Genomic DNA, 22,474 nt, shown 5'->3' with positions numbered 1-22,474 from the left:
CTGACGACATCGCCGGCATTGTCGACGAAGTAGAAGTCGGAACCATCGCCGCCGATCAGGCGGTCGGCACCGGCAGCGCCGTTGAGCTGGTCGCTGCCCAGGCCACCGCTGAGGGTGTTGGCAAACGCGTTGCCGGTCAGCTTGTCGTGATAGTTGCTGCCCGTGAGGTTTTCGAAGTTCAACAGGGTGTCTGAACCGGAGCCGCCGGTGGCTTGCGCGGTGGTCAGCCCCAGGTTGGCCGTCACCGCCGCCGTGGCAAAAGCATAGGACACGGTATCGATACCGGCCCCGCCAATAAGGATGTTGTTGCCAGCCGCTGCCTCGATGACGTTATTGAGGTTGTTACCGGTGCCGTTGGCAGCGCCGGTCGCCAGCAGGCGCAGGTTCTCGACATTGTCAGTCAGGGTGTAGGTGTCGAGGTAGCTATAAACGGTATCGGTGCCACCGGTGCTGGCGACAGCATTGGTTTCGCTGACGATATCGTCGACATTGTCGACGTAGTAGAGGTCAGAGCCATCGCCGCCAGTCATCCGGTCCACACCACTGCCGCCATCAAGGGTGTCGTTGCCGGCGCCGCCATTGAGGATGTCCCTGTCTGCGCCGCCGATAAGGAAATTGGCCAAGTCATTACCGGTTAGTGTATCGGAGTCATCAGTACCGAAGACGCCCTCGATAGATACGAAAGTATCGTAGCCTTGGTACGTATACTGCGAGCCGGTGTTGGACAGGTCGACTCTGACGCCGTAGTTGGAATAGGCATATGAAACAAAGTCGGTGCCCGCCGCGCCATTGAATATATTGTTTGATGAGTTGCCGACAATGGTGTTGTTCAGTGCGTTACCTGTGCCGTTGATACTGCTATTACCGGTCAGAATCAGGTTCTCTAGATTGTCACCGAGTGTATAGCTGGTTTCTGCCTGAACGACGTCGATACCCTGGTTGGCAAGTTCAACAAGGGTATCCAGCGCATCCACGACATAGGTGTCGTCTCCCAGGCCGCCCAGGAGCCTGTCGCTGCCCGCTGCGCCGTAGAGAACGTCATTTCCGGCAAAACCATTGATGACGTCGTTGCCCGAAGAGCCATAGAGCGAGTCATTCCCGGCAGTACCTTGCATGTTGTCATTGCCGGACGTACCGCTGACGATGCTGAATTTGTAGTAACCGGCTACGCCTGTGTTACCTGGAGTGGTTTCCAGCCCGAGAATGGCGGACTCATTGCCCGATTGCGGCAGTTCATACCAAGAGGCACCGTCGCCAGTCGAGTAACCGGCACGGGCAACGGTTCCTCCCAGTCCACCGGTACCGCCACTGGCACTACCGGTTGTCCAGTTGACGGTTTCATACCGGAAGATGACATCGAAATTGCCGCCGCCCGTCCCGACCAACTCGAGTTGAAAGGCATTTAGTTTATCTGTCTTGTTGCTGAAGTAACCGACGTCATCCCAAGTAACGGTCAGCGCGCCATAGCCTGTAGAGTTGAAGTCGTAATAGACCAGGTTGCTGCCAGTCGATGTGCCGCCCGGCGTTGCACTGACCGTTCCACCCCGGGTATCAACGTCCGCAAAAAAGGGAGCGATCATCGGCCTGCTGGAGCCTTGCATGCCGTAGGGGGTATAGGTGGAAAGGCCGCCACCAAAAGTGATGTTTCCGTTGTTGTTGACGGACATACTGGTGTAGTTGGTGCCGAAGAAGTTGAGTCCGTCAGCCCCGAAAACATTGCTGATATTAATGTTGGAGGTGTAGCTATCATCGTTTCGAGTCAGCTGGTTCTCCCCGAAACCGGCTGCACCACCAAGACCGTTTATCAAGCTGGCCATATCAACACTCCTGTCGTTTATTTAAAACGTTCTTGTCAGTTTGTTTTCGGGAAAACCATGAAATATCAGATATGCAACGTCTGGCCGATCAGGCAAACAGGTCGGTAGCTTGCAGGCTGCTCACCCCCACCAACTGAATTTCGAACTCAGCGGCGGTATCGGCGTCGGTGCTGCCGTAGAGAACGCCACCGGCGAAGCGTACTTGCCCTGTGGCATTGCTGCTGAATGCACTGGAGCCGATGAAGCTGAACGCATCGTTGGCCGCCGTCGCGAGGTTGGCGTCCAGGGTCGACAGGTCGATTTTGTCGCCTTCGCTGGTCTTGAAGTCGCCAATGACATCGCGCAGGGCGGCACCCAGGCCCATTTCATTCAAGGCATTGAAATCGAATTGGTCGGCCCCGGTACCGCCATAAAGCGTGTCCTGGCCTATGCCACCGATCAGCAGGTCGTTGCCGGCGCCACCGGTGAGAGTGTCATTGCCGGCGCCACCGTTGAGGGTGTTGGCAAGCGCGTTGCCGGTCAGCTTGTCGTGATGGTTGCTGCCCGTGAGGTTTTCGAAGTTCAACAGGGTGTCTGAACCGGAACCACCAGTGGCTTGCGCGGTGGTCAGCCCCAGGTTGGCGGTTACCGCCGCCGTGGCAAAGGCATAGGACAGGGTATCGATACCGGCGGCGCCATTGAGGATGTTGTTGCCGGCCGCTGCATAAATGACGTTATTGAGGCTGTTACCGGTGCCGTTGGCAGCGCCGGTCGACAGCAGGAGCAGGTTCTCGACATTGTCGGTCAGGGTGTAGGCACCGATGTAGCTATAAACGGTATCGATGCCACCGGTGCTGGCGACAGCATTGGTTTCGCTGACGACATCGCCGGCATTGTCGACGAAGTAGAAGTCGGAACCATCGCCGCCGATCAGGCGGTCGGCACCGGCAGCGCCGTTGAGCGAGTCAATGCCGACGCCGCCGTTCAGATGATCATTGGCGCGGCCACCTGTCAGTGTGTCGTTACCCGCGCCGCCGTCAATGATCACGCTGCCGGCGCTGGTCCAGGTCAGGGTGTTGGCCAAGGCATCGCCTGTCAGGCTGGAAACCTTGTTGCCGTTCGCGTCAAAGCGCTGGGTATAGATGTCAACTTGTCCATGCACCCCATAAGACTCCCAGGCAATCACATAGCCGCCATCGGTCAATGCTGTAACCTGGCTGAACGATTGATTACCGGTAGTGGCGGTGTTGATGCGGGTTTCGGTACCAACCTTGACGCCGCTGGCATTGAAGAGTTGGGCGAAGATGCCATTTACATCACCGATGCCTTGGCCTGCCCAGGTCACCAGATAACCGCCATCCGTCATGGCGGTGACATTGGGCTCTTCCTGATTGCCAACGGTGGTGGTGTTCACCCGGGTTTCTGCACCCACTTTTACGCCTGCGGCATTGAAAAGCTGCGCGTAGACGTCGCCAGGGGCATCGGTTTCGTCATTACCATCGCCATCGTCGGGAGCCGATTGCCAGGTGACGACATAGTTACCGCTACTCAGCACCTTGATCATGGGGTCAGTCTGATCGTCGGCAACCCTGGTATTGATGCGAATTTCTCCGCCCGACTTACTGCCGTCGACCTTGAACCGTTGACCGAAGATGCCGGATGTATCGTCGGTCCCGTTGCCCTCCCAAACCACCATCATGCCGCCATCGGCGAGGCCGGTGACGGTAGGGCCATCCTGGTCGTATTGAGTGGTGGTAGAGACGCGAGTTTCTGCACCTGCCTTTGCCCCGCTGGCGTTATAGCGTTGCAGGTAACCGCCCCAGCCGCTGCCGTCCTGACCGTACGAAGACCACGACACCACAAAACCGCCGTCGCTGAGCGCGGTGATCTGCGCACTGTCCTGGATGCCGTTTCTGGTTGTGTTGACGAGTAACTCACCTCCAACCTTGACGCCATTGGCGTTGTAGATCTGGGCGGCGATGTTCGACATATCGTCGAAGCTATCCGATTGCCAGGCGACCACGTAGCCACCGTTGGCCAATGCGGTAATGGTGGGATCTTCCTGTGCGCTGTTGGTAACGTTGTTGACGAGGGCTGGCGCGCCTACCTTCACGCCACTGGCGTTATAGCGCTGGGTATAGATGTAATCGGTAAAGCTTGTTCCCTGATCGCTCCACGCCACGATGTAACCACCATCTTTCAGGGCCGTGAGGGAGGGCTCGGAATGATGGCCAGTCGCAGGATTGACGCGGATTTCGCCCAGGGTTGCCATTGCAAATTCCTTTTACGCAAAGAAAACGGAAGAGGCCGGCAGTTTACAGCGCTAAGCGATGACGTCAAATTGCCATCATTCGTCAGGCGCATCGGGTGGGGGAATTAAGGCAGGGTGGAGAGTGGCTTGGTCTGGAGGTGGTCCGGCGGCCATTAAATCGCAGGCATAAAAAAACCCTGAATCTTGCGATTCAGGGTTTTCGGTATTTGGTGCCCAGAGACGGAATCGAACCGCCGACACGGGGATTTTCAATCCCCTGCTCTACCGACTGAGCTATCTGGGCAACGGGGCGCATTAAACGGGTTTTTCAGGGGGTCGTCAAGCAAGTTTTCAAAAAAATTTAATTATTACCGTCGCTTACGTTCCGACCCCCAGTAAATCTGGGTTATTCCGACGGCGGCACATAGCCTTCGGCCTTGGCGTAATCCTCGCCGGAGAAGTACTTGTCCATCTCGCCCTGAAGATATTTGCGATCTTCGGCGTTCATCATGTTCAGGCGTTTTTCGTTGATCAGCAGGGTCTGGTGTTTCTGCCAGTCGGCCCAGGCCTTTTGCGAGACGTGGTCAAAAATGTCCTGGCCTTTGGCGCCCGGGAAGGGAGCGCGCTCCAGGCCTGGCAATTCTTCTTTGTACTTGCGGCACATGATGGTGCGGGTCATGACGACTCTCCTGCGTTCAATACGGCGGCCGCGCGTTCGAGCAAGGTTTTGACCGGGGCGGCAAGGCCCAGGCGCGGCGGGGTGGCGAGGTTATACCAGAGCCAGTCAGCCTCGGCCACGTGATGGCCGGTCTCCTGGACCTGAACCAGCCAGGGTTCGATGGATAACTGAAAATGGCTGAAGGTGTGCACCAGGCTTGGCAATGCCTGTTGGGTGCCCAGTTCCAGCGAGTGCTGCGATGCCAGGTGCGGCAGGTCGTCGAGGTCGTCGAGTTCCGGCAGGCTCCACAAACCGCCCCACAGGCCCGTGGACGGGCGACGGTACAGAAGGATCGCGCCGTCGTTGTTGGCGAGCATCGGCATCAATGTGCGTTTCTGCGGGATGGCTTTGCGCGGCTTGGGGATCGGGTAGCGGGTTTCCAGGCCGAGCATGTGCGCCTCGCAGCCCTTTTCCAGTGGGCACAGCAGGCAACTCGGTTTGCTGCGGGTGCAGAGCGTCGCCCCCAGGTCCATCATCGCCTGGGTATAGGCGTTGACGCGGGTCTGCGGCGTAAAGCGCTCAGCGTTGGCCCAGAGCTGTTTGGCGACCTTCGGCTCACCGGGGTAGCCCTCTTGCGCGGTAAAGCGCGCCAGCACGCGTTTGACGTTGCCATCGAGGATCGGCGCGCGCAGGCCCATGCTGATGCTGGCAATGGCGCCGGCGGTGGACAGGCCGATCCCCGGCAAATCAGTGAGCTTTTCCACGTCCCGGGGGAATTCGCCGCCGTACTGCTCGACGACGATCTTCGCGGTCTTCTGCAAATTGCGCGCGCGGGTGTAGTAACCCAGGCCCGTCCACAGGTGCAGCACTTCGTCTTCCGGTGCCGCCGCCAAGGCTTCGACCGTCGGCAGCGAAGCCATGAATCGGTCAAAGTAGTTCAGCACGGTGCTGACCTGGGTTTGCTGCAACATGATTTCCGAGACCCATACCCGGTATGGGTTGATGTCCTGCTGCCATGGCAAATCGTGCCGGCCGTGGCGGTCGAACCAGTCCAGCACCGCCGTTGAAAACTGCTCGGCTCTCATCGCTTGAACAGCTCCTTGAGCGCGTCTTTCAGTTTCGGGTCGACCTTGTCGCCCCATTTCTCGTCGATTTTTTCGCTGATCCGGTCGCCGGCCCGTTTGACCGCGACCTGACTCATACGGTCGTTATCCACACGGCAAGCCTTGGCGCCCAGTTCCAGCGGGCCGCGGCAGCGCAGTGGCCACTCGATGCCGACAAACTTGTCGCCGACCTGACAGGCCGGGTCCGGCATGGCGCTGGTATCGCCCTCGACGATGATGCCGACGCGGTAGTCCATGCCCAGTACTCGCAGATCGATATCACCGTCACCGTTGACGGTCATGCCCGGGATGCGCACTTTCAGGTCCGGGTTGCTGGCCACGCCATTGCGAAAGGTCAGGTTGCCCCTGAGCTCCTGGAAGGGCGTGTCCTTACCCCGCGGCTCGCTGCCGAGGGTTTTGCGATTGAGCGTAGCGATGCCTTTGCACAGCTGTTGTTCAAGGTTGGCGTTGAGCAGCACGCCATTGTTGATGACGAAACTGGCGTTGCCGTTGAGGGTTTCGATCAATGCTTTCTGGCTGTTGCCGCTGCCGGTCAGGCTGCTGTTGAGCGTCACCAGGCCCTTGACCGGCGGATTCTTGCCCTGGCTTTCGAGGATTTTTTCCGCCGGTACCCGGCTGATCTTCGTCTGCAGATTCAGCGCCGGCACGGGTTGGCGCACATCGAGCGTGCCGGTGGTTTCGAAGTTGCCCTCGTACAGATCGCCGCGCAGGTTGGCCAACGTCAGCAGGCCGCCCTGGCCGGTGGCCTTGAGTGCCGCGTTATGGATCGGCAGTTTTTGCAGGGTCAACTGGCCGAAGGTCAGGTCGGCGTCCACGTCGAGTTTGCTCAAGCGTTCCACGGGCAACAGGCGCTCGTTGCTCCACGCGTCCTTGGTCGGCGCGGGCGGCAACGGAGTGCTGCCGGCGCCGGCCATGGCATCGGCTTCGGTGCTGGCGACTTCGGCCTGACGCACTTGTGTCGCGCTATTGGCCTCGGCGGACTTCGGTGGCAGGTAACGGTCGACATTGAAGGTGTCGGCCTTGAGTACTGCGCGCAGCGATTGCCTGGCGAAATCTTCGACGGCAATGCGGCCGCTGAAGGTGCTGTCGTCGATTTTCAGGTTGAGGCTGTCGAGCGCCAGGCTGGTGGGTGTTGCCGCCAGACGGCTGACCAGTTCGACCTTGCTCAGGCTGCCTTCGGCCATGGCCGGGAGTTTCTGGCCGATACTGTCGACGAATTTCGCCAGGTCGAACTGGGCGATCGAGATGCCGCCGCTGACCTGTGGGGTCTTGTCGAGGTCGTTGACCTTCAGTTCACCCAGTGCCCGCAGTTGGTTGGCGGCGATCTTGATGCCGGTCCACTCGGCGACATTGGCTGCCTTGTCCAGCACCAGCTGGCCCTGGGCGGAGAACGTCAAGGTCTTGCCTTGCAGCGGGTCGCCGGTCACTTCACCGGAGAACCGCATGTCTTCGAGCTGATAGCGTTGCAGTGCACGTGCGATACGCACCTCACCGTTGAGCTCGGTACGTACTCGCAGTGCCGGCTGGTTGGCTGACAGGAAAGCCGTGAGCTTGAGCGGAATGTTAACGGAGTCGTGAACCGCACCGGTGCTCAACTGGATGCTTTCGGCGCTGAAGCTCTTGCCGGTTTTCTCGTCGCTGTATTCGACCCGTGCGTTGTTCACGGTCAGGCTGTCGATGTCCAGGCGGATCGGCTGCGGCGGTTTTTCTGCTGCGACGCTGGCGTTGGGTGCCGGTTCACTCGCTGCGGGCGCAGTACTGGTCGTGTCGGTTTTGGCCGGTGCCGGCACCTTGCCGACGTCTTCCCAATTGCCGTGGCCGTCCTTGTCACGGTTCAGGCGCAGGTTCAGGCCCTCGACGCGCACGTCGCTCATTTGCACTTCACGGCGCAGCAGCGGCAGTACGCGCACCGACAGGCCGAGCATCTGCAAGTCGGCAAACGGCTCGGTCGGCTTGATCAGGGTCGCCACACTGGCGTCGTGCAGCTCCAGGCCCAGCCAGGGGAACAGGCTCCAGCCGATATCGCCATTGAGCGTCAGCTCGATGTGGGCCTTGTCGCGGGCAATCTGGCGGATCTCGTCTTTGTAGTCGTTGGGATCGAAGAGGTGGGTCAGGGCAAAGCCCAGCGCCACAATGATCAGCAACAGCCCGAGAAGTACCAGACCCAGGATTTTGCCGAACGCTTTCATGGGCGAGTCCTTGTAATTAGTCGAATTCAAAATTTAGCCGAGGAGTATAGCGCCCCCGAACAGACGACCGGTCAGTGATCACGCCGGCAGTACATCCAGCGGCAGTTTCAGCTTGGCGGCCAGTGCCTGAGCCTCCAGATGCCCGGCAGGCGCCAGCAGGCGCAGGGGCATGCCCGATTGCGCGGCCATTTTCCGGGCTTCGGTGACCAGTCGCTCGGCAACGCCACGGCGACGGGTAATTTTTCGTACACATATTTGGGACAAGTGCCAGGCGTCTTGGTGCCTCTGCAATCGGGCCGCGCCCAGCAGGCGATCATTGAAGCGTCCGGCGATCAGTGTGCCGTCGCGCAAACAGTCTTCGATCAATTGCGCGGCCCCGGCAAACGGGGCGAACAGCCAGTCCGGGGCGTCGCTGTAGATCTTGTCCAGATCCTGCCGATCCTGGGCAGTGGCTTGGTTCAGCGGCTCGACAATGATCGGCATGGTGATTCCTGTGAGGTCATGAAGCGATAGAGATCAGATGACGTACAAAAGGTGATGTCAGTTTGGTTTTTCTGTCACTTGCAAATGGTAACCTTTGCCCGTTCGTCCGTCCTTCTGCGACCTATTGTCGCGCAACAAGGTGCTCCACCAAAAAAACGGTCATGCCTGCGTGCATAAAGGCCGGGAGCGGACCGTGGCTGGCGAACCATACTGATAATTGGGGGATACACAATGACCACGAGCATCACGGCGGACGGCTTCAGTGCCGACCAGCCTGCGTTCCTGTCCAAGGAGCGGATCATCGCCAAGCCCGGTTTCAATCGTTGGCTGGTGCCACCGGCCGCGTTGGCCATCCACTTGTGCATCGGCATGGCCTACGGCTTTTCGGTGTTCTGGTTGCCGCTGTCCAAGGCGCTGGGCATCTCCGCTCCAGTGGCCTGCGCACCGGACATGAGTTTTATCGCACAAGTCTTTTCGTCCCAGTGTGACTGGCCGATCTCGATGCTCGGCTGGATCTACACCCTGTTCTTCATCTTCCTGGGTTGCTCGGCCGCCATCTGGGGTGGCTGGCTGGAACATGCCGGGCCGCGCAAGGCCGGTGTCGTATCGGCGCTGTGCTGGTGTGGTGGCCTGCTGATTTCGGCGCTGGGGGTGTATACCCATCAGATCTGGCTGATGTGGATCGGCTCCGGGGTCATCGGCGGTATCGGCCTGGGCCTGGGTTACATTTCGCCGGTGTCGACCCTGATCAAATGGTTCCCGGACAAGCGCGGCATGGCGACGGGCATGGCGATCATGGGCTTCGGCGGCGGCGCAATGGTCGGCGCTCCACTGGCGACGGCGCTGATGGGGCATTTCGCCTCGCCAACCAGCGTCGGCGTCTGGCAGAGCTTCCTGGCGATGGCCGCGATCTACTTCGTGTTCATGATCGGTGGCGCGCTGTCCTACCGCGTTCCGCCAACCGGCTGGAAGCCTGAAGGATGGACGGCCCCGGTGAAAAAAGCCTCGAACGCGATGATCACTCATCGTCATGTTCACGTGAATGTGGCCTGGAAGACGCCGCAGTTCCGTCTGGTGTGGCTGGTGCTGTGCCTGAACGTTTCGGCCGGTATCGGCATCCTCGGCATGGCGTCGCCACTGTTGCAGGAAGTGTTCGCGGGCAAGTTGCTGGGTAATGACCTGGCCTTCGGTCAACTGGACACCTCGCAACTGGCTTCGATCGCCGCCATCGCTGCCGGCTTCACCGGTTTGCTGAGCCTGTTCAACATCGGCGGGCGCTTCTTCTGGGCTTCGTTCTCGGATTACCTGGGCCGTAAAAACACTTACTTCGTTTTCTTCGCCCTGGGTTTTGCCCTGTACGGACTGATTCCGAACCTTGGTCACCTGGGCAGCATCGCGCTGTTCGTGGCGGCGTTCTGCATCATCCTGTCGATGTATGGCGGTGGTTTCGCGACTGTTCCTGCGTATCTGGCGGACCTGTTCGGTACGCAGATGGTCGGTGCGATTCACGGTCGCCTGCTGACGGCGTGGGCTGCTGCCGGCGTGCTCGGTCCGGTGCTGGTGAACTACCTGCGTGAATATCAACTGAGCATCGGTGTCGAGCGCGCGGCGGCCTACGACATCACCCTGTACATCCTCGCCGGCCTGCTGGTGCTGGGTTTCCTGTGCAACCTGCTGGTGCGTCCGGTGGCGGACAAGTACTTCATGACCGACGCCGAACTGGCTGCCGAACAGGCGCTGGGCCATGACAAAGGCGCTGACGCCAGTACGTCGCTGGAGTGGAAAGCCGCGCCGGGCACCAAGCCGCTGGCGATTGCGGCGTGGCTGGTGGTGGGCATTCCGCTGGCATGGGGTGTGTGGGTGACCTTGCAGAAGACGGCGGTACTCTTCCACTAGCGCAGGTCCCTGTGGGAGCGGGCTTGCTCGCGAAGAGGGAGTATCAGTCGACATAAGTGTGGGCTGGCCCACCGCTTTCGCGAGCAAGCCCGCTCCCACATTTGTTCTGTGTGACCTCAAATAGCTTGTACTGACATGTACACCCTCGGCCGTACCGGATTCACTCCGTCAGGGATATCACCTCTCGTGTTTCTGTTTGGCGCCCGCACGCCTATAATGGCTGCCTTTTTCGCCCAATGATTTTGCGGAGCTGGTGATGGCCGAACGTAAGGCGTCTGTCGAGCGCGACACTCTGGAAACCCAGATCAAAGCCTCGATCAACCTCGATGGCACCGGAAAGGCCCGATTCGATATCGGTGTTCCTTTTCTTGAGCACATGCTGGACCAGATCGCCCGTCACGGGTTGATCGACCTGGATATTGTCAGCAAGGGCGACCTGCATATCGATGACCACCACACGGTGGAAGACGTCGGTATCACCCTCGGCCAGGCGTTTGCCAAAGCCATCGGCGACAAGAAAGGCATCCGTCGCTACGGCCACGCCTACGTGCCGCTCGATGAGGCGCTGTCGCGTGTGGTGATCGACTTCTCCGGCCGTCCAGGCCTGCAGATGCATGTTCCGTACACCCGCGCCACTGTCGGCGGCTTCGACGTTGACCTGTTCCAGGAGTTCTTCCAGGGCTTCGTCAACCACGCATTGGTCAGCCTGCACATCGACAACCTGCGTGGCACCAACACCCACCACCAGATCGAAACCGTGTTCAAGGCTTTCGGCCGCGCCCTGCGCATGGCCGTCGAGCTCGATGACCGCATGGCCGGGCAAATGCCATCGACCAAGGGCGTTCTGTAATGCAGACAGTCGCGGTTATCGATTACGGCATGGGCAACCTGCACTCGGTGGCCAAGGCCCTCGAGCACGTGGGTGCCGGCAAGGTGCTGATCACCAGCGATGCGAACGTGATTCGCGAAGCCGACCGGGTGGTTTTTCCCGGCGTCGGCGCGATTCGCGATTGCATGGCGGAGATCCGTCGTCTCGGCTTCGATTCGCTGGTGCGTGAAGTCAGCCAGGACCGTCCGTTCCTCGGCATCTGCGTGGGCATGCAAGCCTTGCTCGATACCAGCGAGGAGAACGACGGCGTCGACTGCATCGGCCTGTTCCCGGGCGCGGTGAAGTTCTTCGGCAAGGATCTGGTCGAAGACGGCGAACACCTGAAAGTCCCGCACATGGGCTGGAACGAAGTGAAGCAGAAGGTCAGTCACCCGCTGTGGCACGACATTCCGGACATGGCGCGGTTCTACTTCGTGCACAGCTACTACATCGCTGCCGCCAATGCGCGGCAGGTGGTGGGTGGCGGTCACTACGGTGTCGATTTCGCCGCGGCGCTGGCCGAAGGCTCGCGTTTCGCCGTGCAGTTCCACCCGGAGAAAAGCCATACCCATGGCCTGCAGTTGCTGCAGAACTTCGCTGCGTGGGACGGTCGCTGGTAAATGGCCGTCAAGAAGAAACCGCCGATCCTGACCCTCACTCCCGAGCAGGAGAGCGAGGCCAATCGCAAGATCAAGCGCTTCATGGAAGACCGCTTCGAACTCGACCTCGGCTCGTTCGAGGCGGCGGAGATTCTTGAGCTGTTTACCCGTGAAATTGCTCCGCACTATTACAACAGGGCGATTTTCGATGTGCAGGCGCACCTCAAGGAGAGGTTCGAAAGCATCGAAAGCGACCTGTGGGCGCTCGAGAAAAACTGATTTCCGAGCCAAGCTGATCATTCAAATTTGAAGGTTTGCCAGATGCTGATTATTCCCGCTATCGATCTTAAAGACGGTGCCTGTGTTCGTCTGCGCCAGGGCCGTATGGAAGATTCCACGGTGTTCTCCGATGACCCGGTGAGCATGGCTGCCAAGTGGGTGGAGGGCGGTTGCCGCCGTCTGCATCTGGTCGACCTGAACGGCGCGTTCGAAGGCCAACCGGTCAACGGCGAGGTGGTCACCGCCATCGCCAAGCGTTATCCGAACCTGCCGATCCAGATCGGCGGCGGTATCCGCTCCCTGGAAACCATCGAGCACTACGTGAAAGCGGGCGTGAGCTACGTGATCATCGGCACCAAGGCCGTGAAAGATCCCGCCTTCGTCGCCGAAGCCTGCCGCGCGTTCCCGGGCAAAATCATCGTGGGCCTGGATGCCAAGGACGGTTTTGTCGCCACTGACGGCTGGGCTGAAATCAGCACCATCCAGGTGATCGACCTGGCCAAGCAGTTTGAAGCCGACGGCGTGTCTTCGATCGTTTATACCGACATCGCCAAAGACGGCATGATGCAGGGCTGCAACGTACCGTTCACCGCGGCACTGGCTGCTGCAACAAAGATCCCGGTGATCGCTTCCGGCGGCATCCACAACCTGGGCGACATCAAGACCCTGCTCGACGCCAGGGCGCCGGGCATCATCGGTGCGATCACGGGCCGTGCGATCTACGAAGGCACCCTCGATGTCGCTGAAGCGCAAGCTTTCTGCGATTCGTACAAAGGCTGAGGACTGATCATGGCGCTGGCCAAACGCATCATCCCTTGCCTGGACGTGGACAACGGCCGGGTGGTCAAGGGTGTGAAATTCGAAAACATCCGCGACGCCGGTGACCCGGTGGAAATCGCCCGTCGCTACGACGAGCAGGGCGCAGACGAGATTACCTTTCTCGACATCACCGCCAGCGTCGACGGCCGCGACACCACGTTGCACACCGTCGAGCGCATGGCCAGCCAGGTGTTCATCCCGCTGACCGTGGGCGGTGGCGTGCGTACCGTGCAAGACATCCGCAATCTGCTCAATGCCGGTGCGGACAAGGTTTCGATCAACACCGCCGCGGTGTTCAACCCGGAGTTCGTCGGCGAAGCCGCGCAGCATTTCGGTTCGCAATGCATCGTGGTGGCTATCGATGCGAAGAAGGTTTCCGGACCGGGCGAAACCCCGCGCTGGGAAATCTTCACCCATGGCGGTCGCAAGCCAACCGGCCTCGACGCCGTTGAGTGGGCGAAGAAAATGGAAGGCCTGGGAGCCGGCGAAATCCTGCTGACCAGCATGGACCAGGACGGTATGAAAAACGGTTTCGACCTGGGCGTCACCCGCGCCATCAGCGATGCGCTGGGCATTCCGGTGATCGCCTCCGGCGGTGTCGGCAACCTGCAACACCTGGCCGACGGCATTATCGAAGGCCACGCCAGCGCGGTGCTGGCGGCGAGTATTTTCCACTTCGGCGAATACACGGTGCAGGAAGCCAAGGCCTATATGGCCCATCGCGGAATCGTGATGCGTTAAACAAACCGGTACAGGCCAGTGGACACCATGGCGTCCCCAAGGCACTCTTGGGGACGCCATGGATTTCGGTAGCCAGACATGCTTAAACGCTTTCTTCTCGTCCTTGCCAGCGCTTCTCTGTTGTTGATCAACGGAGCAAACGCTAAAGACAGCCCCGATACCGACCTGGTGTTGCTGACGGAGAACTTCCCGCCGTACAACATGGCGAAGAACGGCAAGAACTTCGCTCAGGACGAGAACATCAATGGCATCGCCACCGATATCGTTCGCGAGATATTCAAGCGCGCCGATATTACCTACAGCCTGACGCTGCGTTTCCCTTGGGAGCGAATCTACAAACTCACCCTGGAAAAACCCGGTTACGGCGTATTCGTCATGGCGCGCCTGCCGGATCGCGAAAAACTCTTCAAATGGGTTGGCCCGATTGGCCCGGACGACTGGATCATGCTGGCCAAGGCCGACAGCAAGATCACCCTCGAAACCTTGAATGACGCGCGCAAATACAAGATCGGCGCCTATAAGGGCGACGCCATTGCCGAGACGCTGGCCAAGCAAGGCCTCAACCCGATCGTTGTGTTGCGCGATCAGGATAACGCCAGGAAATTGGTCAACGGCCAGATCGACCTGTGGGCCACCGGTGACCCGGCCGGGCGCTATCTGGCGCGCCAGGAAGGAGTCAACGGGTTGAAAACCGTACTGCGCTTCAACAGTGCCGAGTTGTACCTGGCGTTGAATAAAGATGTGCCGAATGAGGTCGTGGCCAAGCTGCAAGCAGCACTGGATCAGATGCGCAAGGAAGGCGTGGTGGACGAGATCATGGCGCAGTATCTATAACGATCCTGCACATACCAGTGTGGGAGCGGGCTTGCTCGCGAAAGCGGTGTACCAGGGAACAATGATGTTGACTGACACGATGCCTTCGCGAGCAAGCCCGCTCCCACATTTTTGTTCTGCGGTGCGCAGACTTAGCGGTACACCCCATCCTTCCCATGCGCCGCCGTCGCCCGGTTTCTGCGCACACTGATCATCTGCCGGATATCAATCCACTCGATCCCCTGGGCCTTGAGCTTGGGCAACTCACGCTCCAGTACCGCCAATGTCTGTGGATACGGATGCCCGATCATCACCGCCGAGCCCTGCTTGTGCGCGAGGTTGATCGCGGTCTGCAACTGGGTCAGGATCGCCGCTTCAGTACGCTCATCGTCGAGAAACACATCCCGTGAAACACTCGCCAAACCGATCTTCTGCGCTTGGGCAGCGGCCACGGTCAGGGCGCTGGTGCGGCTGTCGACGAAAAACTTGTGCCGGCGCTGCAAATCCGCCATCAACCAGGCCATCGCCGCTGGTTGCGCGGTCATGCGACTGCCCATGTGATTGTTGATGCCGCTGGTGTACGGGACCATTTTGAACGCGGCGTCCAGGCGTTTTTCCAGCTCATCGACGGGCAACTCGGGATGCCAGGCGAACGGTCCGGTGGCCGGGTCCATGGGCATGTGCAGGATGACGATCTTGCCGGCGCGATGGGCTTCGCGGGCGAATTCGGTGGCGTGGGGCGTGTCGGGCATGATTGCCGTGGTCACAGGGCCAGGCAGGGCGAGCACGCGGCGATCCCGGGGCAGGTTCTGCCCCAGGTCATCGATGATCAGGCTCAGGTAGGCTTTGTGGGGCGTCGATCCGGCGGGTTCTGCGTGAGCAACACCCGCCAGACAAAACAACAGACCGATCAGTAACCGCAGAAACATCTCAACGGCCGGACGTGATGCTCAGTCCTTTGAGCAGGCTCAGGGCCTGGGCCAATTGGTAATCATCGTCCTGCGGCATCGGCTTGGCTTTGCCACTGGAGCCGGTCGGTTTGTCGGCGCCGCCGTTGCCGTTGCCCAGGTGACCCTGCAAGTCGGCTTCCTTGAAGTAATCGCTGTCTTGCTCGCTGGTGATCTTGGCCTTGCGTACTTCGATGTCCGGCACGATGCCCTGGGCCTGGATGGAGCGACCGTTCGGCGTGTAATACAGCGCCGTGGTGATCTTCAATGCGCGCTCGTTGTTCAGCGGCAGCACGGTTTGTACCGAACCTTTGCCGAAGCTGGTGGTGCCCATGACGACTGCGCGTTTCTGGTCCTGCAGGGCACCGGCGACAATTTCCGAAGCCGAGGCGCTGCCGCCGTTGATCAGCACGACCATTGGCACGGCTTCACTTTCGTCCTTGCCGGTGGCAGAGAAACGCAGCTCGGAGTTGGCGATTCGGCCCTTGGTGTAAACGATCAGGCCCTTTGTGATGAAGTGGTCGACCACTTCCACCGCTGCCTGCAACACACCTCCCGGGTTGTTGCGCAGGTCAAGAATGATGCCCTTGAGCTTCTTGCCGTTGTCCTTGCGCAGCTTGGCCAGGGCCTTGGAAACTTCTTCGCCGGTCTTGACCTGGAACTGGGTGATGCGAATGTAGCCGTAGCCCGATTCCAGCAACTGGCTCTTCACGCTCTTGACCTGGATGACGGCGCGGGACAGGGTCACGTCGAATGGCGTGCCGCCGTCGCGCACCAGGGTCAGGGTGATTTTCTGGCCGATCTTGCCGCGCATCTTGTCCACGGCTTCGGTCATGCTCTGGCCGCGAGTCGGCTGGCCGTTGATCTTGACGATGAAGTCGCCGGCCTGGATGCCGGCCTTGGAGGCCGGAGTGTCGTCAATGGGCGACACCACCTTGATGAAGCCGTCTTCGGCACCGACTTCGATGCCCAGGCCGCCGAATTCACCGCTGGTGCTTTCCTGCAACTCGGCGAAATCTTCAGGACCGAGGTAGGCAGAATGCGGATCGAGGTTGCTGAGCATGCCCTTGATGGCGTTTTCCAGCAGGGTCTTGTCGTCCACCGGTTCGACATAAGCGGCCTTGATCCGGTCCATCACCTCGGCAAAGGTGCGCAACTCATCCAGCGGCAGTGGCGCCTTGGTGGTCGCGGCAGTGCCCGCAGGCGCAACCGCCGGCGCTGGTTGAGCGGCAAACGCCAGAGGCGCGCCGATCACCAGGGCGATCGTCAGGGCCAGCGAGGTAAGGCGGGACAAATGCAGCATGTCTAACAAACTCCTGAATTAGGTAACGCGCTTATCCTTGCGCGCGGCACCATTGTGCCGGATCACTCGGGTGACCCTGCTGACGAATCGCAAAATACAATGCCGGTGTATCTTGTCCGCCACTGCTACCCACAGTGGAGATGGACTCACCGGCTTTAACCACATCACCTGCAGACTTGAGCAGCGTCTGGTTGTGACCATAAAGACTCAAAAAACCGTTGCCGTGGTCGAGGATCACCAGCAACCCGGCGCCTCGCAGCCAGTCGGCAAACACTACGCGACCACCATGCACCGCATGCACGGTGCTACCGGCAGACGCGCCGATCATCACGCCATCCCACTTGGTCCGGGCATCGTCGCCACGGCTTTCACCGTAGCGCGCCAGCAGTCGACCATCGACAGGCCAGGGAAGTTTGCCGCGGGTTGACGCAAACGGGCCGCCAAAGGTCTCGCCGGAACTGGAAACCAGTGCGCCAGGTGTCGATCTGACCGGTTTGCGTGGGGCGTCGTCGCTGGCATCTGCCTGCGCCTGGGCCTCACGTAAACGCTTTTTTTCGGCTTCCTGCTGGGCAATCAGCGCTTTTTGTCGCGCTTCTTCTGCCTCACGGGCCTGGCGGGCCAGGGTTTCTTCAATGGTTTTAAGGACTTTAGACAGGTCTGCCTGATCCTGCTCGCGCGCCGCCAGTTTCTGATCGCGAGCCTTTACGTCGTCATTGAGCTTGGCCAGGACTTGCTGGCGCTCCTTGCGGACTTTCTCGAGCTCGTCACGCTGGGTGTCGAGGCTGCTTTGCTGCACCAGCAATTGCGCCTGCTGCATGGCGATGTCTTTCTCGACATTGGACAGTTGGCGCAGGGTTTCGTTGAAGTTCTTCAGCTGTTCCAGGCGAGCCTGGCTCAGGTAGTCGTAATAGGTGAGGGTACGGGCGAATCTTTCCGGATTCTGCTGGTTGAGCAGCAGCTTGAGGTATTCCTGGCGACCGTTCTGGTAGGCCGCCCGGGCTTGAATGGCGATCAGTCGTTGCTGTTCAATGCGCGCGCTCTGGAGTTTTTTTTTCTCCGCATCGAGTCGCTGCAGCTCGGCTTCGCTTTTCTTCAGCTCTTTTTGCAGGGCGTCGACCTGCTTCTCGAGCTTGCCCATTTCGGTTTCGGTGCCCTTGAGCTCTTTCTGCACGCCGGACTTTTCTTCCTGCAGCTTGCCCAGCAGCTTTTTCAGCTCGGCAATGTCCTGACGCGTGGCGTCCAACTGTTGTTGGGTATCTGCGCGCTCGTCAGCAAAGGCCGGTTGGAGCAGGCAAGTCAGAGCTAGGGCTATCAGGACGCGGAGCATAGGGGCGGGCGGCACCAGGGAAAGGGACGGCCTAGTATGCCCGCCATGGGCGGCAAAAAAAATGCCCATTTCTGACTGTGTGATGACTGGATAGAAAATCACCGCAAAACCAATGTGGGAGCGGGCTTGCTCGCGAATGCGGTGTGTCAGGCAACGTTGATGTCGACTGGCACAATGCCTTCGCGAGCAAGCCCGCTCCCACAGGGTATTTCGGTGTTCGGGATATTCCGGTTATACCAGAATCGAACTCCCGGTCATTTCTGCCGGTTGCTCAAGGCCCAGCAACTTCAGCATGGTCGGTGCCACGTCCGCCAGCACGCCACCTTCGCGGACTTTCAAGTCGCGCTTGCCGACATAGATGAACGGCACCGGCTCGGTGGTGTGCGCAGTGTGCGCCTGGCCAGTGGTTTCATCGGACATTTGCTCGACGTTGCCGTGGTCGGCGGTGATCAAGGCTTCGCCGCCGACTTTTTCCAGGGCATCGACGATGCGGCCCACGCACAGGTCCAGGCATTCAACAGCCTTGACCGCCGCTTCGAACACGCCGCTGTGACCGACCATGTCGCCGTTGGCGTAGTTGACCACGATCACGTCGTAACGCTGGTTTTCGATGGCGTCGACGATGCGGTCGGTGACTTCAGGTGCGCTCATTTCCGGCTGCAAGTCATAGGTAGCGACTTTCGGCGACGGAATCAGGATGCGTTCTTCGCCCGGGAACGGTTCTTCGCGACCACCGGAGAAGAAGAAGGTCACGTGGGCATATTTTTCGGTTTCGGCAATGCGTAGCTGGGTCTTGCCGTTTTTCGCCAGGTAGTCGCCCAGCACGTTTTCCAGGCTGCCGGCAGCGAAAGCCGACGGGGCAGGAATGCTGGCGGCGTATTGGGTCAGCATGACGAAACCGGCCAGTTTCGGCTGGCGGGCACGCTCGAACTCACTGAAGTTGTCTTCGACGAACACGCGAGTCAGTTCGCGGGCGCGGTCGGCGCGGAAGTTCATGAACACCACGGCATCGCCGTCTTCGACTTTTACCGGCTCACCGATGGAGGTGGCTTTGACGAATTCGTCGCTCTCGCCGCGCTCGTAGGCTGCTTGCAGGCCTTCCTGGGCGGTGGCGGCGTTGAATTCGCCCTGGCCATCGACAATCAGGTTGTAGGCCTGGGACACGCGGTCCCAACGGTTGTCGCGGTCCATGGCGTAGTAGCGGCCGATGATGCTGGCGATCCGGCCTTTGCCCAGGGCCTGGAAGGTCGCGTCGAGCAGTTCGATCGACGACTGCGCGCTTTTCGGCGGCGTGTCGCGGCCGTCGAGGAAGGCGTGCAGGTAGATGTTTTGTGCGCCGCGCTTGAAGGCCAGTTCGGCCATGGCGACCAGGTGATCCTGGTGGCTATGCACGCCGCCATCGGACAGCAGGCCCATGAAATGCACGGCTTTTCCGGCGGCGACGGCCTTGTCCACGGCTGCGCAGATGGTCGGGTTCTCGAAGAACTCGCCGTCGCGGATCGATTTGGTCACGCGAGTGAAGTCCTGATACACCACGCGGCCGGCGCCCAGGTTCATGTGGCCGACTTCGGAGTTGCCCATCTGGCCATCCGGCAGGCCGACGTCCATGCCGCTGCCCGAGATCAGGCCGTTCGGCACGGTGGCCCACAGGCGGTCCAGTACGGGCTTCTTCGCCGCGAAAATGGCGTTGGATTCGGGGTTGTCGCTGTGACCGAAGCCGTCGAGAATCATCAGGACCAAAGGTTTAGGCGTGGTAGTCATGGAATTCGCTCTGGCTTAAGTAAAAAGGGGCGATGGAAAAGGGAGTCGCAGTTTAAAGCGAAGTTCCGGCCACGTCACCGCCGGACGGGGTTTGGCCCACCATAGTGGCTGTGTATACTGGCCGACATTTTAACGCCCTGGAACCTCCTTCGATGGTTGCTAACCTGATTCAATTTGCCACTAACCACTACATTCTCGTCGGTATCTTCGTCGTACTGCTGGCGTTGCTGATTGCCTATCAAATGCAGGGCGGCGGTCGTAGCCTGAGCACCGGCGAACTGACCGGCCTGGTCAACAAGGACGCGGGCGTGGTGATCGACATTCGTCCGACCAAGGATTTCGCCGCCGGTCACATTGTCGGCGCGCTGAACATTCCCCAGGACAAACTGACCGCTCGCGTTGGTGAACTGGAAAAGCACAAGGCCAAGACCATCATTCTGGTCGACGCCATGGGCCAGACCGCCGGCACCCACGCCCGCGAATTGATGAAATCCGGCTTCACCGCCGCCAAGCTGTCCGGCGGTATCTCCAGCTGGAAAGCCGACAATCTGCCGCTGGTGAAGTGATATGAGTAGCGTCGTCGTCTATTCCAGCGATTACTGCCCTTACTGCTCGCGGGCCAAGTACCTGCTCGAGAACAAAGGCGTGGCCTTCGAAGAGATCAAGGTCGATGGCAAGCCGCAGGTGCGCGCTGCGATGGCCCAGAAGGCCGGGCGTACGTCCGTGCCGCAAATCTGGATCGGCAGCACCCACGTGGGCGGATGTGATGATCTGTTCGCCCTGGAGCGCGCCGGCAAGCTCGACGCGCTGCTCAGGGCCTGACGGCAATACCCCAAACAAGCAAACCTAAAAGAACCCTGGATCAAGAAGGATCTGCGATGACTGACCAACAGAACACTGCTGCGAACGAAGAAGAAACTGCACCGCAATTCTCCTTGCAGCGCATTTATGTGCGTGACCTGTCCTTCGAAGCTCCGAAAAGCCCGGCGATCTTCCGCCAGCAGTGGGAGCCGAGTGTCGGTCTGGATCTGAACACCCGACAGAAGACGCTGGAAGCCGACTTCCACGAAGTTGTGCTGACTCTGTCGGTTACCGTGAAAAACGGTGACGAAGTGGCGTTCATCGCTGAAGTGCAACAGGCCGGTATCTTCCTGATCAAGAACCTGGACGACGCTTCGATGAGCCACACCCTGGGTGCGTTCTGCCCGAACATCCTGTTCCCTTACGCTCGCGAAACCCTGGACAGCCTGGTGACCCGCGGTTCGTTCCCGGCACTGATGCTGGCTCCGGTGAACTTCGATGCGCTGTACGCGCAAGAGCTGCAACGCATGCAGGCTGCCGGCGAGACTCCGACCGTTCAGTAAGCATTCCTGAACGTCGCGGCAAGTCCAATGTGGGAGCGGGCTTGCTCGCGAAAGCGGTTGATCATTCAGCATCAATGTTGACTGACACGACGCCTTCGCGAGCAAGCCCGCTCCCACATTTGTTATGCGGTGTTACTTGAAGCCGTTTTGGCGCCAGGCTTCGTAAACCGCCACTGCGACAGTGTTCGACAGGTTCAGGCTACGGCAGCCTTCGCGCATCGGCAGGCGCAGGCGTTGTTCGCCGGGCAAGGCGTCCAGTACGTCGGCGGGCAAGCCACGGCTTTCCGGGCCGAACAGGAATGCGTCACCCGGGGCGAAGCTGGCATCGTGGAACGGCCGCGAGCCCTTGGTGGTGAAGGCGAACACGCGTGGGTGGCCGAGGCTCTCCAGGCAGCTGGCCAGGTCCGCATGGCGTTGCAGAGTGGCATACTCGTGGTAGTCGAGACCGGCCCGGCGCAGGCGCTTGTCGTCCATCTCGAAGCCCAGCGGTTCGATCAAATGCAGGTGGCAGCCACTGTTGGCGCACAGCCTGATAACGTTGCCGGTATTCGGCGGAATTTCCGGTTGGAAAAGGATGACGTGAAACATGCACGGCTCCGAAGGCAAAGATGACGCGCATTCTACGCCGCCAGAAGGCGTGCGTTCGAAACTATTCCTGCGGGTGATGGGCTCGCTGGCGATTGTCGGGGTGATGGTCGGGATGATGATCGGTCGCCTGACCACGCCGGAACCCAGCCAACTGCAGCAGGTGGAAGTGACGAACGACGGGCTGGTGGTGTGGTTCAACAATGAGCCCAAGACCCACGGCGAGATGGTTGATGGCAGTGTCGCGCTGCTGTTTGACGCCGAGGGCAAGGCGCAGAAAGGTCAACTCAAGCTCGGCGGCAAGGACGTGAACTGGCGGGTACGTTTGAGCGATGGGGGATTGTTGCTGACACTGGTAGCGGCCCGGCCTCTGCAAGGCGAATGGGCCGGCAGCGAGGTCGATGACCGCTGGCGGCTGGAGATCCATCTCCGAGAGCAATAAAAGAGGGAATCCCCGGCCTGCCTGTACCAAGGTTCCCGAAACGGGAGGCTCGTCGCGAGTGCGGTGTGAGCCTGGTGTAAAGAAGGAACCCCTGACCTGCCTGTATCAAGGGCCCCAAAACGGCTGGGCTCGTCGCGGGTGCGGTGTGAGCCCGATGTAAAGAGGGGAATCCCCGGCCTGCCTGTACCAAGGTCCCCGAAACCGGGTAGGTGAACTGATTCACCTGAAA

Annotated in this window: 22 protein-coding genes and 1 tRNA gene; 11 read left to right on the top strand and 12 right to left on the bottom strand. The window is 60.0% G+C overall.

Annotated elements, in window-relative coordinates; translation table 11 throughout:
• From AC07W4_RS05240 to AC07W4_RS05210, 7 genes are all read right to left on the bottom strand, one after another.
• Window positions 1–1,817: calcium-binding protein (locus tag AC07W4_RS05240; RefSeq protein ID WP_495031737.1), on the bottom strand; the 1,817-nt coding region annotated here is incomplete at its 3' end.
• 88 nt (window positions 1,818–1,905) lie between these two features.
• Window positions 1,906–3,162, bottom strand: coding sequence for a calcium-binding protein (locus AC07W4_RS05235; protein WP_495031742.1), 1,257 nt, complete (start codon window positions 3,160–3,162; stop codon window positions 1,906–1,908).
• A 1,113-nt stretch (window positions 3,163–4,275) separates the two neighbouring features.
• Window positions 4,276–4,351: transfer RNA gene (locus AC07W4_RS05230), tRNA-Phe, on the bottom strand.
• A gap of 102 nt (window positions 4,352–4,453) precedes the next feature.
• The gene (locus AC07W4_RS05225) at window positions 4,454–4,726 is read right to left on the bottom strand and encodes an oxidative damage protection protein (protein WP_007989188.1); all 273 of its coding nucleotides are present in this window, start codon (window positions 4,724–4,726) and stop codon (window positions 4,454–4,456) included.
• Window positions 4,723–5,790, bottom strand: a complete 1,068-nt coding sequence (mutY, locus tag AC07W4_RS05220; RefSeq protein WP_495031736.1) for an A/G-specific adenine glycosylase — start codon at window positions 5,788–5,790, stop codon at window positions 4,723–4,725. The genes AC07W4_RS05225 and mutY overlap by 4 nt, the downstream gene beginning before the upstream one ends.
• Complete coding sequence (locus AC07W4_RS05215) at window positions 5,787–8,018, bottom strand: AsmA family protein (RefSeq protein ID WP_495031735.1); 2,232 nt, start codon at window positions 8,016–8,018, stop codon at window positions 5,787–5,789. Before AC07W4_RS05215 ends, mutY begins: the two co-directional genes overlap by 4 nt.
• A 78-nt stretch (window positions 8,019–8,096) precedes the next feature.
• Window positions 8,097–8,501, bottom strand: coding sequence for an acetyl-CoA sensor PanZ family protein (locus tag AC07W4_RS05210; RefSeq protein WP_495031734.1), 405 nt, complete (start codon window positions 8,499–8,501; stop codon window positions 8,097–8,099).
• A 231-nt stretch (window positions 8,502–8,732) separates the two neighbouring features.
• Between AC07W4_RS05210 and AC07W4_RS05205 the strand changes: the two genes are divergently transcribed.
• From AC07W4_RS05205 to AC07W4_RS05175, 7 genes are all read left to right on the top strand, one after another.
• The gene (locus tag AC07W4_RS05205) at window positions 8,733–10,397 is read left to right on the top strand and encodes an OFA family MFS transporter (RefSeq protein ID WP_008047710.1); all 1,665 of its coding nucleotides are present in this window, start codon (window positions 8,733–8,735) and stop codon (window positions 10,395–10,397) included.
• Between the two features lie 256 nt (window positions 10,398–10,653).
• Window positions 10,654–11,247: an imidazoleglycerol-phosphate dehydratase HisB gene (hisB, locus tag AC07W4_RS05200; RefSeq protein WP_003218037.1), complete on the top strand. Its 594-nt coding sequence runs from the start codon at window positions 10,654–10,656 to the stop codon at window positions 11,245–11,247.
• A complete protein-coding gene (gene hisH, locus AC07W4_RS05195; RefSeq protein ID WP_008047713.1) occupies window positions 11,247–11,885 on the top strand; it encodes an imidazole glycerol phosphate synthase subunit HisH in 639 nt (212 codons plus the stop codon). Before hisB ends, hisH begins: the two co-directional genes overlap by 1 nt.
• Window positions 11,886–12,143 (top strand): DUF2164 domain-containing protein, encoded by a 258-nt coding sequence (locus AC07W4_RS05190; protein WP_007989200.1) that lies wholly within the window; start codon window positions 11,886–11,888, stop codon window positions 12,141–12,143.
• A gap of 42 nt (window positions 12,144–12,185) precedes the next feature.
• Window positions 12,186–12,923 (top strand): 1-(5-phosphoribosyl)-5-[(5-phosphoribosylamino)methylideneamino]imidazole-4-carboxamide isomerase, encoded by a 738-nt coding sequence (hisA, locus tag AC07W4_RS05185; protein ID WP_495031733.1) that lies wholly within the window; start codon window positions 12,186–12,188, stop codon window positions 12,921–12,923.
• A 9-nt stretch (window positions 12,924–12,932) separates the two neighbouring features.
• A complete protein-coding gene (gene hisF / locus AC07W4_RS05180; RefSeq protein WP_007972752.1) occupies window positions 12,933–13,703 on the top strand; it encodes an imidazole glycerol phosphate synthase subunit HisF in 771 nt (256 codons plus the stop codon).
• Window positions 13,704–13,781: 78 nt separating this feature from the next.
• The gene (locus AC07W4_RS05175) at window positions 13,782–14,537 is read left to right on the top strand and encodes a substrate-binding periplasmic protein (RefSeq protein WP_495031732.1); all 756 of its coding nucleotides are present in this window, start codon (window positions 13,782–13,784) and stop codon (window positions 14,535–14,537) included.
• 131 nt (window positions 14,538–14,668) lie between these two features.
• Here the strand turns inward: AC07W4_RS05175 and AC07W4_RS05170 are convergent, their stop codons facing one another.
• The 4 genes from AC07W4_RS05170 to gpmI all read right to left on the bottom strand — a co-directional run bounded on the left by AC07W4_RS05170 (window position 14,669) and on the right by gpmI (window position 19,854).
• Complete coding sequence (locus AC07W4_RS05170) at window positions 14,669–15,445, bottom strand: divergent polysaccharide deacetylase family protein (RefSeq protein WP_495031731.1); 777 nt, start codon at window positions 15,443–15,445, stop codon at window positions 14,669–14,671.
• Between the two features lies 1 nt (window position 15,446).
• Window positions 15,447–16,766, bottom strand: coding sequence for a S41 family peptidase (locus AC07W4_RS05165; protein WP_008047723.1), 1,320 nt, complete (start codon window positions 16,764–16,766; stop codon window positions 15,447–15,449).
• A gap of 31 nt (window positions 16,767–16,797) precedes the next feature.
• Window positions 16,798–18,093, bottom strand: coding sequence for a murein hydrolase activator EnvC family protein (locus AC07W4_RS05160; RefSeq protein WP_008047725.1), 1,296 nt, complete (start codon window positions 18,091–18,093; stop codon window positions 16,798–16,800).
• Between the two features lie 231 nt (window positions 18,094–18,324).
• Window positions 18,325–19,854 carry a 2,3-bisphosphoglycerate-independent phosphoglycerate mutase gene (gpmI, locus tag AC07W4_RS05155; RefSeq protein ID WP_495031730.1) on the bottom strand — a complete coding sequence of 510 codons (1,530 nt, stop codon included), beginning with the start codon at window positions 19,852–19,854 and terminating at the stop codon, window positions 18,325–18,327.
• A gap of 152 nt (window positions 19,855–20,006) precedes the next feature.
• On the opposite strand from gpmI, the gene AC07W4_RS05150 reads away from it, so the two are divergent.
• Genes AC07W4_RS05150 through secB form a run of 3 tightly spaced genes read left to right on the top strand, consistent with a single transcriptional unit; the run spans window position 20,007 to window position 21,218 of the window.
• Window positions 20,007–20,420, top strand: coding sequence for a rhodanese-like domain-containing protein (locus AC07W4_RS05150; protein ID WP_008047735.1), 414 nt, complete (start codon window positions 20,007–20,009; stop codon window positions 20,418–20,420).
• 1 nt (window position 20,421) lies between these two features.
• Window positions 20,422–20,676 carry a glutaredoxin 3 gene (gene grxC / locus AC07W4_RS05145; RefSeq protein ID WP_008047737.1) on the top strand — a complete coding sequence of 85 codons (255 nt, stop codon included), beginning with the start codon at window positions 20,422–20,424 and terminating at the stop codon, window positions 20,674–20,676.
• A 56-nt stretch (window positions 20,677–20,732) separates the two neighbouring features.
• Window positions 20,733–21,218, top strand: coding sequence for a protein-export chaperone SecB (gene secB / locus AC07W4_RS05140; RefSeq protein ID WP_008047739.1), 486 nt, complete (start codon window positions 20,733–20,735; stop codon window positions 21,216–21,218).
• A 132-nt stretch (window positions 21,219–21,350) separates the two neighbouring features.
• Here the strand turns inward: secB and AC07W4_RS05135 are convergent, their stop codons facing one another.
• Window positions 21,351–21,806 (bottom strand): tRNA (cytidine(34)-2'-O)-methyltransferase, encoded by a 456-nt coding sequence (locus AC07W4_RS05135; RefSeq protein WP_495031729.1) that lies wholly within the window; start codon window positions 21,804–21,806, stop codon window positions 21,351–21,353.
• Between AC07W4_RS05135 and AC07W4_RS05130 the strand changes: the two genes are divergently transcribed.
• Window positions 21,805–22,245: a hypothetical protein gene (locus tag AC07W4_RS05130; RefSeq protein ID WP_495031728.1), complete on the top strand. Its 441-nt coding sequence runs from the start codon at window positions 21,805–21,807 to the stop codon at window positions 22,243–22,245. The genes AC07W4_RS05135 and AC07W4_RS05130 overlap by 2 nt on opposite strands.
• Window positions 22,246–22,474 lie beyond the last annotated feature (229 nt).

Source organism: Pseudomonas sp. GW821-FHT02A08 (assembly GCF_059422045.1).
The sequence above is the reverse complement of the archived record's forward strand: the minus strand, read 5'-3'. Positions and strand labels throughout refer to the sequence as shown.